This is a genomic window from Acinetobacter sp. 1130196 (genome assembly GCF_000588095.1).
Lineage (GTDB): Bacteria > Pseudomonadota > Gammaproteobacteria > Pseudomonadales > Moraxellaceae > Acinetobacter > Acinetobacter nosocomialis.
Genome location: NZ_JFWX01000001.1, coordinates 1 through 15226 on the forward strand (window position 1 = coordinate 1; position 15226 = coordinate 15226).

Sequence of the window (15226 nt, forward strand, 5' to 3'; positions counted from 1 at the left end):
ATCATTAAGAGAATTGAAGAACAACTTGTGTGGATTTTTACTGATTGATTAATCGAAATAATTTTCATTGATTGATTGGTTTAAATTACTCGAAGTTTATTTGAGCGAAATTTAAGTCAGTAATTGATGAGCCAGAATTGGCACCTTGTCTATAAATAAGGTGCAAAATGATTTTAACTGAAGAGTTTGATCATGGCTCAGATTGAACGCTGGCGGCAGGCTTAACACATGCAAGTCGAGCGGGGAAAGGTAGCTTGCTACTGGACCTAGCGGCGGACGGGTGAGTAATGCTTAGGAATCTGCCTATTAGTGGGGGACAACATCTCGAAAGGGATGCTAATACCGCATACGTCCTACGGGAGAAAGCAGGGGATCTTCGGACCTTGCGCTAATAGATGAGCCTAAGTCGGATTAGCTAGTTGGTGGGGTAAAGGCCTACCAAGGCGACGATCTGTAGCGGGTCTGAGAGGATGATCCGCCACACTGGGACTGAGACACGGCCCAGACTCCTACGGGAGGCAGCAGTGGGGAATATTGGACAATGGGCGCAAGCCTGATCCAGCCATGCCGCGTGTGTGAAGAAGGCCTTATGGTTGTAAAGCACTTTAAGCGAGGAGGAGGCTACTTTAGATAATACCTAGAGATAGTGGACGTTACTCGCAGAATAAGCACCGGCTAACTCTGTGCCAGCAGCCGCGGTAATACAGAGGGTGCAAGCGTTAATCGGATTTACTGGGCGTAAAGCGCGCGTAGGCGGCTAATTAAGTCAAATGTGAAATCCCCGAGCTTAACTTGGGAATTGCATTCGATACTGGTTAGCTAGAGTGTGGGAGAGGATGGTAGAATTCCAGGTGTAGCGGTGAAATGCGTAGAGATCTGGAGGAATACCGATGGCGAAGGCAGCCATCTGGCCTAACACTGACGCTGAGGTGCGAAAGCATGGGGAGCAAACAGGATTAGATACCCTGGTAGTCCATGCCGTAAACGATGTCTACTAGCCGTTGGGGCCTTTGAGGCTTTAGTGGCGCAGCTAACGCGATAAGTAGACCGCCTGGGGAGTACGGTCGCAAGACTAAAACTCAAATGAATTGACGGGGGCCCGCACAAGCGGTGGAGCATGTGGTTTAATTCGATGCAACGCGAAGAACCTTACCTGGCCTTGACATAGTAAGAACTTTCCAGAGATGGATTGGTGCCTTCGGGAACTTACATACAGGTGCTGCATGGCTGTCGTCAGCTCGTGTCGTGAGATGTTGGGTTAAGTCCCGCAACGAGCGCAACCCTTTTCCTTATTTGCCAGCGAGTAATGTCGGGAACTTTAAGGATACTGCCAGTGACAAACTGGAGGAAGGCGGGGACGACGTCAAGTCATCATGGCCCTTACGGCCAGGGCTACACACGTGCTACAATGGTCGGTACAAAGGGTTGCTACACAGCGATGTGATGCTAATCTCAAAAAGCCGATCGTAGTCCGGATTGGAGTCTGCAACTCGACTCCATGAAGTCGGAATCGCTAGTAATCGCGGATCAGAATGCCGCGGTGAATACGTTCCCGGGCCTTGTACACACCGCCCGTCACACCATGGGAGTTTGTTGCACCAGAAGTAGCTAGCCTAACTGCAAAGAGGGCGGTTACCACGGTGTGGCCGATGACTGGGGTGAAGTCGTAACAAGGTAGCCGTAGGGGAACCTGCGGCTGGATCACCTCCTTAACGAAAGATTGACGATTGGTAAGAATCCACAACAAGTTGTTCTTCATAGATGTATCTGAGGGTCTGTAGCTCAGTTGGTTAGAGCACACGCTTGATAAGCGTGGGGTCACAAGTTCAAGTCTTGTCAGACCCACCATGACTTTGACTGGTTAAAGTTATAGATAAAAGATACATGACTGATGATGTAAGCTGGGGACTTAGCTTAGTTGGTAGAGCGCCTGCTTTGCACGCAGGAGGTCAGGAGTTCGACTCTCCTAGTCTCCACCAGAACTTAAGATAAGTTCGGATTACAGAAATTAGTAAATAGAGATTTCGATCTTGGTTTATTAACTTCTGTGATTTAAGTATCACGGTATTAAGCATGACCTGACGAAGGCATGTTTATTCATTAACAGATTGGCAAAATTGAGTCTGAAATAAATTGTTCACTCAAGAGTTTAGATTAAGCAATTAATCTGAATGAATTGAGAACTAGCAAATTAACTGAATCAAGCGTTTTGGTATATGAATTTAGATTGAAGCTGTACAGTGTTTAAATACACAGTGCTCTAAACTAAAATGTTGAAGTTACTAACTTGTAGGTAACGTCGACTGTTTGGGGTTGTATAGTCAAGTAATTAAGTGCATGTGGTGGATGCCTTGGCAGTCAGAGGCGATGAAAGACGTGATAGCCTGCGAAAAGCTCCGGGGAGGCGGCAAATATCCTTTGATCCGGAGATGTCTGAATGGGGAAACCCACCTACTTTAAGGTAGGTATTGCAACATGAATACATAGTGTTGCAAGGCGAACGAGGGGAAGTGAAACATCTCAGTACCCTTAGGAAAAGAAATCAATTGAGATTCCCTCAGTAGCGGCGAGCGAACGGGGATCAGCCCATTAAGTTATGTGTGTTTTAGTGGAACGCTCTGGGAAGTGCGAACGTAGAGGGTGATATTCCCGTACACGAAAGGGCACACATAATGATGACGAGTAGGGCGAGGCACGTGAAACCTTGTCTGAATATGGGGGGACCATCCTCCAAGGCTAAATACTCCTGACTGACCGATAGTGAACCAGTACCGTGAGGGAAAGGCGAAAAGAACCCCTGTGAGGGGAGTGAAATAGATCCTGAAACCGCATGCATACAAGCAGTGGGAGCACCTTCGTGGTGTGACTGCGTACCTTTTGTATAATGGGTCAGCGACTTATATTCAGTAGCGAGGTTAACCGTATAGGGGAGCCGTAGAGAAATCGAGTCTTAATAGGGCGTTTAGTTGCTGGGTATAGACCCGAAACCAGGCGATCTATCCATGAGCAGGTTGAAGGTTGGGTAACACTAACTGGAGGACCGAACCCACTGTCGTTGAAAAGCCAGGGGATGACTTGTGGATAGGGGTGAAAGGCTAATCAAGCCTGGTGATAGCTGGTTCTCCCCGAAAGCTATTTAGGTAGCGCCTCGGACGAATACCATAGGGGGTAGAGCACTGTTTCGGCTAGGGGGTCATCCCGACTTACCAAACCGATGCAAACTCCGAATACCTATGAGTACTATCCGGGAGACAGACTGCGGGTGCTAACGTCCGTAGTCAAGAGGAAAACAATCCAGACCGCCAGCTAAGGCCCCAAAATCATAGTTAAGTGGGAAACGATGTGGGAAGGCATAGACAGCTAGGAGGTTGGCTTAGAAGCAGCCACCCTTTAAAGAAAGCGTAATAGCTCACTAGTCGAGTCGGCCTGCGCGGAAGATGTAACGGGGCTAAAACTATGTGCCGAAGCTGCGGATTTGACATTAGTCAAGTGGTAGGGGAGCGTTCTGTAAGCCGATGAAGGTGTATTGAGAAGTATGCTGGAGGTATCAGAAGTGCGAATGCTGACGTGAGTAACGACAAAACGGGTGAAAAACCCGTTCGCCGAAAGACCAAGGGTTCCAGTCCAACGTTAATCGGGGCTGGGTGAGTCGACCCCTAAGGCGAGGCCGAAAGGCGTAGTCGATGGGAAATTGGTTAATATTCCAATACTTCTGTGTAATGCGATGAGAGGACGGAGAAGGTTAAGTCAGCCTGGCGTTGGTTGTCCAGGTGGAAGGATGTAGGTATGTATCTTAGGCAAATCCGGGGTACTCTATACTGAGATCCGATAGCAAGCTGTACTTGTACAGCGAAGTGGCTGATACCATGCTTCCAGGAAAAGTCTCTAAGCTTCAGTTACACAGGAATCGTACCCGAAACCGACACAGGTGGTCAGGTCGAGTAGACCAAGGCGCTTGAGAGAACTCTGCTGAAGGAACTAGGCAAAATGGTACCGTAACTTCGGGAGAAGGTACGCTGTTGTTGGTGATGGAACTTGCTTCCTGAGCTGATGACAGCCGCAGAAACCAGGCCGCTGCAACTGTTTATTAAAAACATAGCACTCTGCAAACACGAAAGTGGACGTATAGGGTGTGATGCCTGCCCGGTGCTGGAAGGTTAATTGATGGGGTTAGCGTAAGCGAAGCTCTTGATCGAAGCCCCAGTAAACGGCGGCCGTAACTATAACGGTCCTAAGGTAGCGAAATTCCTTGTCGGGTAAGTTCCGACCTGCACGAATGGCATAATGATGGCGGCGCTGTCTCCAGCAGAGGCTCAGTGAAATCGAAATCGCTGTGAAGATGCAGTGTACCCGCGGCTAGACGGAAAGACCCCGTGAACCTTTACTGCAGCTTGACACTGAACTTTGACCTTACTTGTGTAGGATAGGTGGGAGGCTTTGAAGTTGGAACGCTAGTTCCAATGGAGCCGTCCTTGAAATACCACCCTGGTAATGTTGAGGTTCTAACTCTGTCCCGTTATCCGGGACGAGGACCGTGTCTGGTGGGTAGTTTGACTGGGGCGGTCTCCTCCTAAAGAGTAACGGAGGAGTACGAAGGTGCGCTCAGCGTGGTCGGAAATCACGCGTAGAGTATAAAGGCAAAAGCGCGCTTAACTGCGAGACCCACAAGTCGAGCAGGTACGAAAGTAGGTCTTAGTGATCCGGTGGTTCTGTATGGAAGGGCCATCGCTCAACGGATAAAAGGTACTCTGGGGATAACAGGCTGATACCGCCCAAGAGTTCATATCGACGGCGGTGTTTGGCACCTCGATGTCGGCTCATCTCATCCTGGGGCTGAAGCAGGTCCCAAGGGTATGGCTGTTCGCCATTTAAAGAGGTACGCGAGCTGGGTTTAGAACGTCGTGAGACAGTTCGGTCCCTATCTACCGTGGGCGCTGGAAATTTGAGAGGATCTGCTCCTAGTACGAGAGGACCAGAGTGGACGAACCTCTGGTGTACCGGTTGTGACGCCAGTCGCATCGCCGGGTAGCTATGTTCGGAAGGGATAACCGCTGAAAGCATCTAAGCGGGAAGCCTACCTCAAGATAAGATTTCCCTAGGAATTTATTCCTCTAAAGAGCCGTTCGAGACTAGGACGTTGATAGGTTGGATGTGGAAGCATAGTGATATGTGAAGCTGACCAATACTAATTGCTCGTGAGGCTTGACTATACAACACCCAAGCAGTTGTATATAAAGCATCAATCGATTCATAAATCTACAAAGCAACTTGATTTAGTTATAACACTAGATAAAATGAACACAATCAGATTCAATCAGCCCAGTCTGTAAAGATTTGGAAAACGCTTCGGCAGTCAATAAGACCAAAGCAAGTATCCATAAACAGTTGTGCTGGCGACCATAGCAAGAGTGAACCACCTGATCCCTTCCCGAACTCAGAAGTGAAACCTCTTAGCGCTGATGGTAGTGTGGGGTTACCCATGTGAGAGTAAGTCATCGCCAGCTCATTATTCTAAACACCCCCAACTAAAATTGGGGGTGTTTTTTTTATGGGCGGGAAAATAAGAAAATTCTAGAAAACTCAGTTCTTAAAAAAACAAATTTACACGGTTGTCCTGCTTCAGAGATATAGAGAGTTAACTTTAATTAAGAAAAACCTTATAAGAATAATTATTTTAGCTGCCTGCGTGCATGTTTAAGGGCAGTGCGTAGACCTTCTTCCAGAGTGGGATGATAAAAAGGTTTCTCTAAAATATCATTTAAAGTTAATTCTTCACCAATGATCCAACTTAAGAGATGAGCCATATGTTCTGTCGCCTCAGTAAATAACTCGGCACCAAGTAGTTTATGGCTTTCTCGCTCTATATAAACTTCAATAGCTCCTTTATTTTTTCCAAGAATAATAGCTCTTCCTTGTCTTTCGTAAGATGCTTCACCTGTGACAAAATCTATTCCATTGTCTTTTAGTTGTTTATAACTTTGTCCCACAATTGCCATTTCTGGATGACTAAATACTATGCCTAATGGAGTAAGAGTCTTAACTGAATTAACCTGTGGATAATTCAAACAGTTATAAACAACTTTTTTACCTTCATGTGCAGCTTCATGCTGTAATGGCGTTGAAGTATAAGCGTCCCCAGCAATAAAAATTGGATAGTTATCTAGCTGTTTTGTTTTCGCATTTATAGGCAATAACTTAATATTCTGAAATGATTTATCAATATTCTCTAGTTTTAAGTTATCTAATAAGCTTGAACGGCCTGTCGCGGATAGCACATACTCAGTTTGAAGAGACTTTTCTTCTCCATTGATTCTATAATTTAATATAACGCCACCAGAAGTAGACTTAACTTCGGCTGGTAATGTCTCAAATAAAAAGTTTAATTCTTTGCTTAGCTCTTCTTGAGCAAGTTGCTGTAATTTAGAGCTAGTAAATATTCCAATTCTTTTACTACGAGCAAATATAGTTGTTTCCACGCCTAATCGATGCATAGCTTGTGCGATCTCAAGAGCAATTACTCCACTTCCAATAACTGCAAGAGACTTAGGTAGAGTATCTAATTCAAATATTTGGTCTGTGGTAATAAGGCGATCTCCTAATTCTTGTTTCCATGTTTGATCATAATTAGGAGTAGAACCAACTGCCAGAATAAAGCTTTTTGATTGATATTGTTTCCCATTTACTTCAATAGTTTCTGAATCAATAAAATGGGCTTTACCTGAAATTTTATGTTCAGTTGGCCATTGGTCTACATCTTTGAGAGTCGCCTTTGTAAAACGGTCACGTAAGTTTCTTACATGTTTCATAACCTGATCAGTATTAATGTCTACAGAAGCATTTAACCCAACTTCTTGAGCATTTTGGAGGTCATGCATACGATTTGCTGTAGAGATGAGGACTTTACTTGGCATACACCCTACACGTGCGCAAGTTGTATCCCATGGCCCATCATTGATAATTAAAATATTATTGGTATGTTTAACAGCCTCTTTATATGCGCTAATACCAGCAGTACCTGCGCCAATGATAATTATATCGAACATTATAAATCCTAATATCTATAAATTTTTCATTTAATAAGTTACATAATAAAACACAATGTAATTTATGTTTACAGAGTATGGTGAATATGATTACACTAATAATATAAATAATTAAAAAATCTTATACCTTTAGGAAAGATTGGGGAAATGAAAAGTATGTATAAAAAGCAACTTACCTTAAAGTTGTCTGCTATTGCTGTGTCAATTATGTTGGCAAGTTGTGGCGGTGGAGGTGGTGATGGTTATTATCAGAATGGTTCATCAAATAGTAATAATTCCTCATCTGGAGGCAATACTAGCGGTTCTGAACAAACGACTGCTACAGCTTTAAAGATAGAACTAGATAAATTATCAGTTGCTGCAACGAATGACACTTTAACAGTTACTGTTAGAGCTTTAGATATAAATAAAGGTGGCGTTGCTGGCGCTAAAGTTAGATTGAAATTAGAAGATCCAACAAATAACGTAACTATAGAAGGAGCATCAATTCAAACTACAGATGCAGCAGGTAATGCTGTATATATTATAAAGACACCAAAAACATCGAGTTCAATAAATGATTTGGTGAAAAATGGTTTTAAATTAATAGCCTACACGAATAATGATACTCTTACGCAAGAACAGACTGTAACAGTAACAGGTAGTAATAGCACTACAGAAGCTGATACTACGAGTATTGTATTGTTTGATGCTACAAAGACCTCATTAAATGTTAGAGGTGATCAGACAACTGTTACATTAACAGCTGTAGATGCAAATGGTGCAACTCTAGCAAATCAAGCGATTACACTTAAAGTTAGAAATTCTGTTTTAAATGGTGTCAAATTTACTCCTAATGCGACACAAACTGATGCAAATGGTCAGATCAGCTATACTTTATCTTTTAGTGAAAATCAAAGATCTTCATCATATAGTGCTGCACAATTTGTGACAGATGATCTTGTTTTAGAAGCTAATTTTGGGCAATCAACAAAAGTTTATACGTATAAACTCGATGTTGTTAATTCTGATGTACCAGTAGCAGTAGGCGCTATTTCTGTAGCATATAATCCGACCACAATGGAAGACTCTAGTGATGGGGTTTACTACTATAAAAATATCTCAGTACAAGTGACTGATGTTGACGGTAAGCCAATACCAAATCAAGACGTAACAATGGGCGTTAATGCGCTTGCTTATTATAAGGGGCAATTTGCTTTTGTTGACACGTCTACTCCTGCAGATGGTAAGCCAGATGAATATTTACCTATTACTAGAGCTGCATGTACTTCACCAGTTCAAGCCGTAAATATTAATGGCGAGGTTGTTAATCAATTAAAGCCGCTGAAAGAAAATTCTACAGTTCAGGTAGTATCGTATATTAATAGTTCAGGTACTACTGCAACTAATAATAAATATACAACAGATGGAAATGGTCGTTTTGATCTTAAGATTCAATACCCTAAAATTTATGCATCTTGGTTAACTGTTCAGTTAACGGCTAAATCTACAGTTTCGGGAAGTTTAATTAAAGGATCTACATCTTTGACTTTAGGTTATTTAACTAAAGATGTTACTGTAAGTGATCTTATTGCTCCGAATATATTAAGTCCATATGGAATAGATCCAAACTGTTCAAATGGTAATTAATATAAAAAGAAGCAGCATTTAAGCTGCTTCTTTTTTTAGAGTTGTGTTCCCATACTTACACCTACGGTAGGCCGGACCTGCATAGATGAGCATGCACTAAGAATAAGACAACTGACCAATAAAAATATAAGTTTATTCATAAGAGAACTGAGAAATTTAAAATGATTTAAATACTTTAGCTGAAGACCGTTTTTATATCTGTTGAATTGATGCAGTTGTATATATTTTTTTTATTAAAAAAGCTCTATCTTTAAATAAAAATAAAGCTTTTAGTAATTGTATTCAAAGAATTAATCGTCTAACAAATCCATTTGTTTTGCTAATTGATAAAGATTGTTTGAGCGGTTTCCTGTTCGGCAAAACATGAGAACAGGTTTTGGAAGTTCATTATAGTGATTTGCAAAAGTACGGACATCAAGCTCAGTAATTTGACCTGCGACTACAGGTTGGTAAACGTAATCTAGTCCTGCCTGACGTGCTGCTTCTTCAATTTGAGCGCTTGTTGGTTGTTCTGGACCGCCTTCCATATCCGGACGGTTATTAATAATAGATTTAAAGCCTTTTTCTACAACTTGATCTACATGTTCTGGACCAATTTGACCTGCGAAACCAACATTATCTGACATTTCGTCACTCCAAAATTTAATAAAACCTCTTATGCTGTATCATAGCATTAAGCTTAACCTGAGATACAAGACACTAAAACGTTGTTCCTACATAGATAAAAGTTATGTAAAAGAACAACCATAGATTTTTAAAAGGCGATCAGGATGTTTTTTGTAAATTCATTACTTCGACCATAATGCCACGGAGCACATATGCACGCTTATACGGTTGAGCCTTTATATGTTCCATGTGATCAGGAAATGATCGCAGCTGACTTTTATATTCCAAAAACAAATAATAAATCTGCGGTAATTATCATGGCACATGGTTTTGCCGGATTGCGTCAATTCAAGCTTATCCAATATGCACAGCGTTTTGCACAGGCAGGCTATGCTGTGATTTTATTTGATTATCGATATTGGGGTGGGAGTACAGGTAAGCCCCGAGAAATGATTTCTATCAATTCTCAATTAGAGGATTGGAAGACCATAATTCAATACGCCTCCACCTGTAAGCTTATCGATAATAGACGGATTGTATTGTGGGGAACATCTTTAAGTGGTGGATATGCTCTAAGTTTAGCTTCTGAATTAAAAAATATTCAGGCTATTATGGTACAAATTCCTTACGTTGATGGTGCTGAAACAGCAAAACTATATCCATTACAGCGTTATCCCCAAGCTTTAAAGTTGTCGAGCCAAGATTATATGGGTTCTAAGATGGGCCTTAATCCCAAGAGATTACCTGTTGTTGACCAATTTAAATTATGTTTTATGCCAACAGCAGATAGTTACTATGGGTATTTGTCGATTGTAAATCCAGATTATTATTGGAGTGGCGAAGTCCCTGCGCGCGTTTTTTTTAATTTGATGCGTTACCGTCCAATTCAACTCGTCCGTCAGATTAATATCCCAGTTTTATTTATTGCTGCTCAGCATGATTCTTTAATTCCAATTGAGTCTAGTCGTGAAGCTGCGACCAATATTGCTCCTTTTGTGAGTTATCATGAGTGGGATATGAAACATTTTGATATCTATCACGGCGCATGGTTTGAAAAAGCAGTGACGACCCAATTAGAATTTTTACATCAACATATAGGAGTGATGTAAATGATTATTGTATGTGCATCGTGTGGTGCAAAAAATAGAGTTCCAGAGGAAAAACTTAGTGCGCAACCGAGTTGTGGCCAATGCCATCAGCCATTACTTCCGCTTGCACCGATTGAGTTAAATGAACAAAACTTTAGTAACTATATCACGAATAGTGATCTACCTATTTTGATAGATTTATGGGCAGAATGGTGCGGACCTTGTAAAATGATGGCGCCACATTTTGCGCAAGTAGCAAAACAGAATCCACGTGTTATTTTTGCCAAGATTAATACTGAAGAATCTCCTCGCTTAAGCCAAGCATTTAATGTGAGAAGTATTCCTACCCTTGTATTAATGAATAAAACCACAGAAGTTGCTCGAATGAGCGGCGCATTACGTGCTCCTGAATTGCAGCAGTGGCTAGATCAACAACTTCAAACGAATTTCGGGAGCTAAGGTGTCAGAAGCTTATACCAAACCAGAAGGAATTTTATCCTTACAAACGATTGCCATGCCAGCAGATACAAACTGGAGCGGTGATGTGTTTGGTGGGTGGATCGTGTCACAAATGGACTTGGCTGGAGCAATTCACGCTGAGCGTTTTAGTCGTGGACGTTGTGCCACGATTTCCATTAATCAGATGACCTTTTTGGTTCCGGTAAAAGTAGGCTTTGTGATTAGCTGCTATACCAAAATCTTAAAAGTAGGTAATACCTCTATTCAAATGCAAATTGAAGTTTGGGATAGTCATGATGATTCTCGTGCCCCAATTCGTATTACCGAAGGGGTGTTTACCTTTGTTGCTGTTGATGTAAAAGGTAATAAGCGACAAATTCCTGAAGAAGCGAAGCAGAAGTTTTTAGAAACTCAATAAAACATTTAAAGCCTGAATATAAGTATTCAGGCTTTAATTTTTAAAACTAAAACATTGTATTAGAGTTTTTACTTTGTTCGGGAATGTTTTGTATAACATCCCAGTGCTCTACAATTTTTCCATTTTCTACACGGAAAATATCAACAATTGCTCTGCCTCTATCTTTGTCATTTTCCGTAGAGTGGACGTGTAAAACTACCAGATTACCTTCAGCGATTGCGCGCTTAATTTCATTTTTTGCTTGTGGATTTTTTTTGAATTTCTCAGTAAAGAAATTCACGAAAGGAGCCTTCCCATCAGGAACGTTGGGATTGTGTTGGATATATTGATGACCAATATAACGGTCGGCATATTCTTTAACTTGATGTTTTAAAAAGACACCTTCATAAAAGTCGACTACTATTTTTTTATTTTGGGCACTTATTTTATCGATTGACTCAGTTTTTGTTTGAACAATTTTATTGGTTTTATTTGTGGGTTCGGCAGCGTGAGTCGTCACAGCTGTAAATATAAAACTGGTAAATAACGATGATAGGATCAGTATTTTTTTCATTGTGACCTCAAGATATAAAGTTATAGTTTTATATCTTGAGGTAAATATCAATCTAAAAATATTTTAGATTAGTTATCATTTCTTACGTTTAGGTAACCATGCCCACAGCATTTGACATTGAATCGGTTCATTACCCGCATCATCAATAACGGTAACTGGAATAACAAGTTCACCTTTCTCATGATCAGCAATATATTTTTGCTGTTCTGCAGTGAGAGTCGCTGTTGCTGTCAAACCACCTTCAACAACTTTTAAATAATCAACATGTAATGATTTGATTAATAAAATGCGGTTATCAGGAATATGTAAACCCGTTAAAAAACCTGTTGCAGTCTCTGCTAAAAGTGCCATTGCTGCCGCATGTACACCTTTAATATGATTCTGCATGTTTTTCTGGTTCTCTAAGCGAACAGTTACATGGTTTACATCTACTTCTAGATAGCGAATATTTGCTGTACCCACCATTGGCACAATACGGCCAAATGCCTTGCTCCAAAGCGTACTTCGAACACCTTTAGGAAATTTTGAAGTTGCTTTTACCAGTTTTAATAGTCGATTGGATTGAGACATGGGATTACCTTAACTTTGAATGTCGCTAAAAGATATTAATCTTTAAAGTTATTAAACTGTAATGGCACACCGAATTGTTGTTCACGTAAAAAAGTCATGACTTGTTGCAAAGTGTCACGTTTTTTATCGGTCACACGGATTTTGTCGCCTTGAATAGAAGATTGCACTTTAACGCCGCTTTCTTTAATGGCTTTATTAATTTTTTTTGCTGTATCAGAGTCAAGACCATCTTTAAGCTTAATGACTTGTACAAAATTTTTACCTGACGCAGCAGCTTTTTGTGGATCAAGTGCCTGCACATCAATTTTACGTTTATAAAAATGATTTTCTAACATGTTATAAACTTGTTCACACTGGAAATCACTTTCTGTGCTGATTTTAATCTCTTTATTTTTTTCATTTAATTCGATAGAAACATCGTGACCACGGAAGTCAAAGCGTGTTGCAATCTCTTTTTGTGTGTTTTGAACCGCATGATTAACTTCAAATAACTCTAATTCAGAAACAATATCGAAAGAAGGCATAGTTTAGACCTTTACAAAGTGAAAGAATATTTGAGATGCTAAGAGGGTTTTCTTCATTTGCCAAGTGTTGTTTACATCAAAGGAGTGCACAATGATCCGTAAACAAGAAATTACAACATTTGAGTTCCCAGAAAACGCTGTTATCTGGGATGTCCGTGATTCAAGTGCTTATGCAGAAGGGCATGTTAAAGGTGCGGTAAGTCGCCCGATTAATGATTTAAATGCTGATATTTTGAACCAGGTCGCTGCGGATCAGCCGATTTATATTTTATGTGGTGGTGGTAGCAAAGCTCCTCGTGCAGCTGAGAAACTAGAAGACTTAGATGCCTCGCGTGAATATGTCGTGCTGATGGGGGGGACGCGTGCAGCTCGTGATGCAGGTTTACCTCTAGAGCAGGGCGCATAAAAAAAGCACCTTCGGGTGCTTTTTTATTGGAACAAAATTTTCTCAAGTGCACTATTGAGATTGGAAATAAGGTTTTTTCGGTTTAACTTTCTTTTGAAAGCGCTCGGCACTTAATTTCTTTAATAGGCTTTGTGGAACAGGACAAGTCTCACCTAAAATTTGGGCTACAAGTATTTCACTGCAAAGCGGTGCAAATAAAAAACCTTTTGAACCTAGACCTGCAAAGGTAGAAATACGGCTTTCACTCTGCATTTTGCCTACAAGTGGGAAATAATCTGGACTTTGAGCACGCACAGCTGCTCGACCTTGCCATTGTTCTACAGGTGGTAATTGTTTTGCATAAGTAGGGAAGACACTGTGGATTAATTCAAAGTTATGCATATGATCGTCAAGCTGTACTTCTTGATCTTCTCGGTTTGGATAGAAAGATGCCCCTAAAATGAGTTGAGAAGAGTTAAGCTGCATGCAGTAACCACCATAGCTATACGCTTCATGCAAAGGTAGAGGTCCAAAAGAATTATCAACCCAGCTCACTTGTCCACGTATTGGCTTTAAAGGGGGATAGTTCTCAAATAAAGCGGCACTTTCTCGGGCACAGCACACCACAACATGATCTGCCTCTGCAATGATTTCGTCATTCGTTTTTAATTGAACTTTATTTTCAAAAGAAACAAGTGCTGTGATATTGGCAATTTTTAACTCAATACCTGAATGCTGCAAAATTTCATCACGTAACTGGTGTGGAGAAACTGCTCCGGCCTCACTTAATACAATGTGTGGATAGTCCGATTCAAGTGAGCTTGTTTGATGTGTAACAATATCAGCAGGATATTGATCAGCAAGATCGAGAAGATCTTGGGCATTTTTTAATGCCATTTGCTGTATTTGAATTGGGCGAAATGCTTGAAAGTTTTTATAGAAATTCAGTGCATGTTGCCAGCTTAAAGTCATTAGATGCTCATGACTTTGTTCAATTGGGCATAATTTTGGATTGAGTAATGCTAAAGGGTTGCCAGAAGCTCCAGATAAAGGCGCTGTACGCTCGAATAGAGTAACTTGGTGCCCACGTTCAGCAAAAGCCCATGCTGCGCTTAAACCAGCAATCCCTGCGCCAATAACGGCAATATGCTGCTGTGTAAAATTGAAAGTATGGTTATCTGGTTCTAGTGCAGTATCTTCACTTAAAGGTGCTTTCCAAACTGCTTTAAGCATTTCACGTTTATGCCCGAAACCGCGAGGACGTGAAATATCAATGCCATGCGCTTTTAGTCCACGTTTGAGAACACCAGCTACACTAAACGAGGCAAAGGTAGTGCCATAATCAGAAAGACGTACAATATTATTTAAAACGTTTTGTTCCCACATGTCTGGATTGCATGAAGGTGCAAATCCATCTAGGAACCAAGCATTCACTGCTTTCGTTTTTACCATACTTGGAAAAATATCTTGCGCATCTCCTAGCCATAGGTCGATACTAAAACGTTCTTCTGGAAAATTAAAACGATGGCAACCTGCGATAGGCAAGGGATATTGTTCAATAAGTTGTTTCGCAAGTGGCTTAAGTTCATCCCATACATCGAGTGCACGGATGAGATCTGCTTTGCTTAAAGGAAATTTTTCTACGCTAATTGCATGTAAATGGCTGTGGTTATTAGGACGGACCTGTTGCCAAAGCTGCCAGAGTGCAAGAATATTTAAACCAGTGCCAAAACCGGTTTCTCCTACACTAAAATATTCAAAGTCTTGTAAATGGGCTAATCGTTCTGATAGGTCATTGCCATTTAAAAATACATGTCTTGTTTCGAGCAGACCATTATCTTTAGAAAAATAGACATCACCAAATTGTTTGGAAATGGGAACCTCAATACCATCAATAGATTCCCAATCCAGCTCAGCAGTTTGTATACGGTTTGATTTGTTCATTCGGTTT

General features: G+C 41.0%; 11 protein-coding genes, 2 tRNA genes and 3 rRNA genes. 10 read left to right on the top strand and 6 right to left on the bottom strand.

The genetic code is table 11. The features are described from left to right. Positions 1 to 174 precede the first annotated feature (174 nt). The 5 genes from J671_RS05480 (at position 175) to rrf (ending at position 5504) form a co-directional block, all read left to right on the top strand. Positions 175 to 1712, top strand: a 16S ribosomal RNA gene (locus J671_RS05480). 59 nt (positions 1713 to 1771) lie between these two features. Beyond that, positions 1772 to 1848, top strand: a tRNA-Ile gene (locus J671_RS05485). Positions 1849 to 1903: 55 nt separating this feature from the next. Beyond that, a tRNA-Ala gene (locus J671_RS05490) sits at positions 1904 to 1979 on the top strand. Positions 1980 to 2319: 340 nt separating this feature from the next. Beyond that, positions 2320 to 5210: ribosomal RNA gene (locus J671_RS05495) — 23S ribosomal RNA — on the top strand. A 179-nt stretch (positions 5211 to 5389) separates the two neighbouring features. Further along, positions 5390 to 5504: ribosomal RNA gene (gene rrf / locus J671_RS05500) — 5S ribosomal RNA — on the top strand. The 16S, 23S and 5S rRNA genes sit together here with 2 tRNA genes alongside, the layout of an rRNA operon. A gap of 165 nt (positions 5505 to 5669) precedes the next feature. Here the strand turns inward: rrf and J671_RS05505 are convergent. Beyond that, positions 5670 to 7043 carry a dihydrolipoyl dehydrogenase gene (locus J671_RS05505; protein WP_031981585.1) on the bottom strand — a complete coding sequence of 458 codons (1374 nt, stop codon included), beginning with the start codon at positions 7041 to 7043 and terminating at the stop codon, positions 5670 to 5672. Between the two features lie 147 nt (positions 7044 to 7190). Between J671_RS05505 and J671_RS05510 the strand changes: the two genes are divergently transcribed. Further along, positions 7191 to 8672 carry an Ig-like domain-containing protein gene (locus tag J671_RS05510; RefSeq protein WP_031981586.1) on the top strand — a complete coding sequence of 494 codons (1482 nt, stop codon included), beginning with the start codon at positions 7191 to 7193 and terminating at the stop codon, positions 8670 to 8672. Between the two features lie 290 nt (positions 8673 to 8962). On the opposite strand, the gene J671_RS05515 is transcribed toward J671_RS05510, so the two are convergent. Next, a complete protein-coding gene (locus J671_RS05515) occupies positions 8963 to 9298 on the bottom strand; it encodes a TIGR01244 family sulfur transferase (RefSeq protein ID WP_002051574.1) in 336 nt (111 codons plus the stop codon). 192 nt (positions 9299 to 9490) lie between these two features. On the opposite strand from J671_RS05515, the gene J671_RS05520 reads away from it, so the two are divergent. Genes J671_RS05520 through J671_RS05530 form a run of 3 tightly spaced genes read left to right on the top strand, consistent with a single transcriptional unit; the run spans position 9491 to position 11243 of the window. Then, on the top strand, positions 9491 to 10387 hold the full coding sequence (locus J671_RS05520) for an alpha/beta hydrolase (RefSeq protein ID WP_004711915.1): 897 nt from the start codon (positions 9491 to 9493) through the stop codon (positions 10385 to 10387). Continuing rightward, on the top strand, positions 10388 to 10825 hold the full coding sequence (trxC, locus tag J671_RS05525; RefSeq protein WP_002051446.1) for a thioredoxin TrxC: 438 nt from the start codon (positions 10388 to 10390) through the stop codon (positions 10823 to 10825). Between the two features lies 1 nt (position 10826). Then, complete coding sequence (locus tag J671_RS05530) at positions 10827 to 11243, top strand: acyl-CoA thioesterase (RefSeq protein WP_002051216.1); 417 nt, start codon at positions 10827 to 10829, stop codon at positions 11241 to 11243. 46 nt (positions 11244 to 11289) lie between these two features. Here J671_RS05530 and J671_RS05535 read toward each other — a convergent pair whose 3' ends face one another. The 3 genes from J671_RS05535 to J671_RS05545 form a co-directional block, all read right to left on the bottom strand. Continuing rightward, a complete protein-coding gene (locus tag J671_RS05535; RefSeq protein ID WP_031981588.1) occupies positions 11290 to 11796 on the bottom strand; it encodes an ester cyclase in 507 nt (168 codons plus the stop codon). A 75-nt stretch (positions 11797 to 11871) separates the two neighbouring features. After that, positions 11872 to 12366 carry a DUF4442 domain-containing protein gene (locus J671_RS05540; RefSeq protein ID WP_031981589.1) on the bottom strand — a complete coding sequence of 165 codons (495 nt, stop codon included), beginning with the start codon at positions 12364 to 12366 and terminating at the stop codon, positions 11872 to 11874. Positions 12367 to 12401: 35 nt separating this feature from the next. After that, positions 12402 to 12890, bottom strand: coding sequence for a YajQ family cyclic di-GMP-binding protein (locus J671_RS05545; protein WP_002051423.1), 489 nt, complete (start codon positions 12888 to 12890; stop codon positions 12402 to 12404). 91 nt (positions 12891 to 12981) lie between these two features. On the opposite strand from J671_RS05545, the gene J671_RS05550 reads away from it, so the two are divergent. Then, positions 12982 to 13296: a rhodanese-like domain-containing protein gene (locus J671_RS05550; RefSeq protein ID WP_002051246.1), complete on the top strand. Its 315-nt coding sequence runs from the start codon at positions 12982 to 12984 to the stop codon at positions 13294 to 13296. A gap of 51 nt (positions 13297 to 13347) precedes the next feature. Here the strand turns inward: J671_RS05550 and mnmC are convergent, their stop codons facing one another. After that, positions 13348 to 15219: an FAD-dependent 5-carboxymethylaminomethyl-2-thiouridine(34) oxidoreductase MnmC gene (mnmC, locus tag J671_RS05555; RefSeq protein ID WP_031981590.1), complete on the bottom strand. Its 1872-nt coding sequence runs from the start codon at positions 15217 to 15219 to the stop codon at positions 13348 to 13350. Positions 15220 to 15226: the final 7 nt, after the last annotated feature.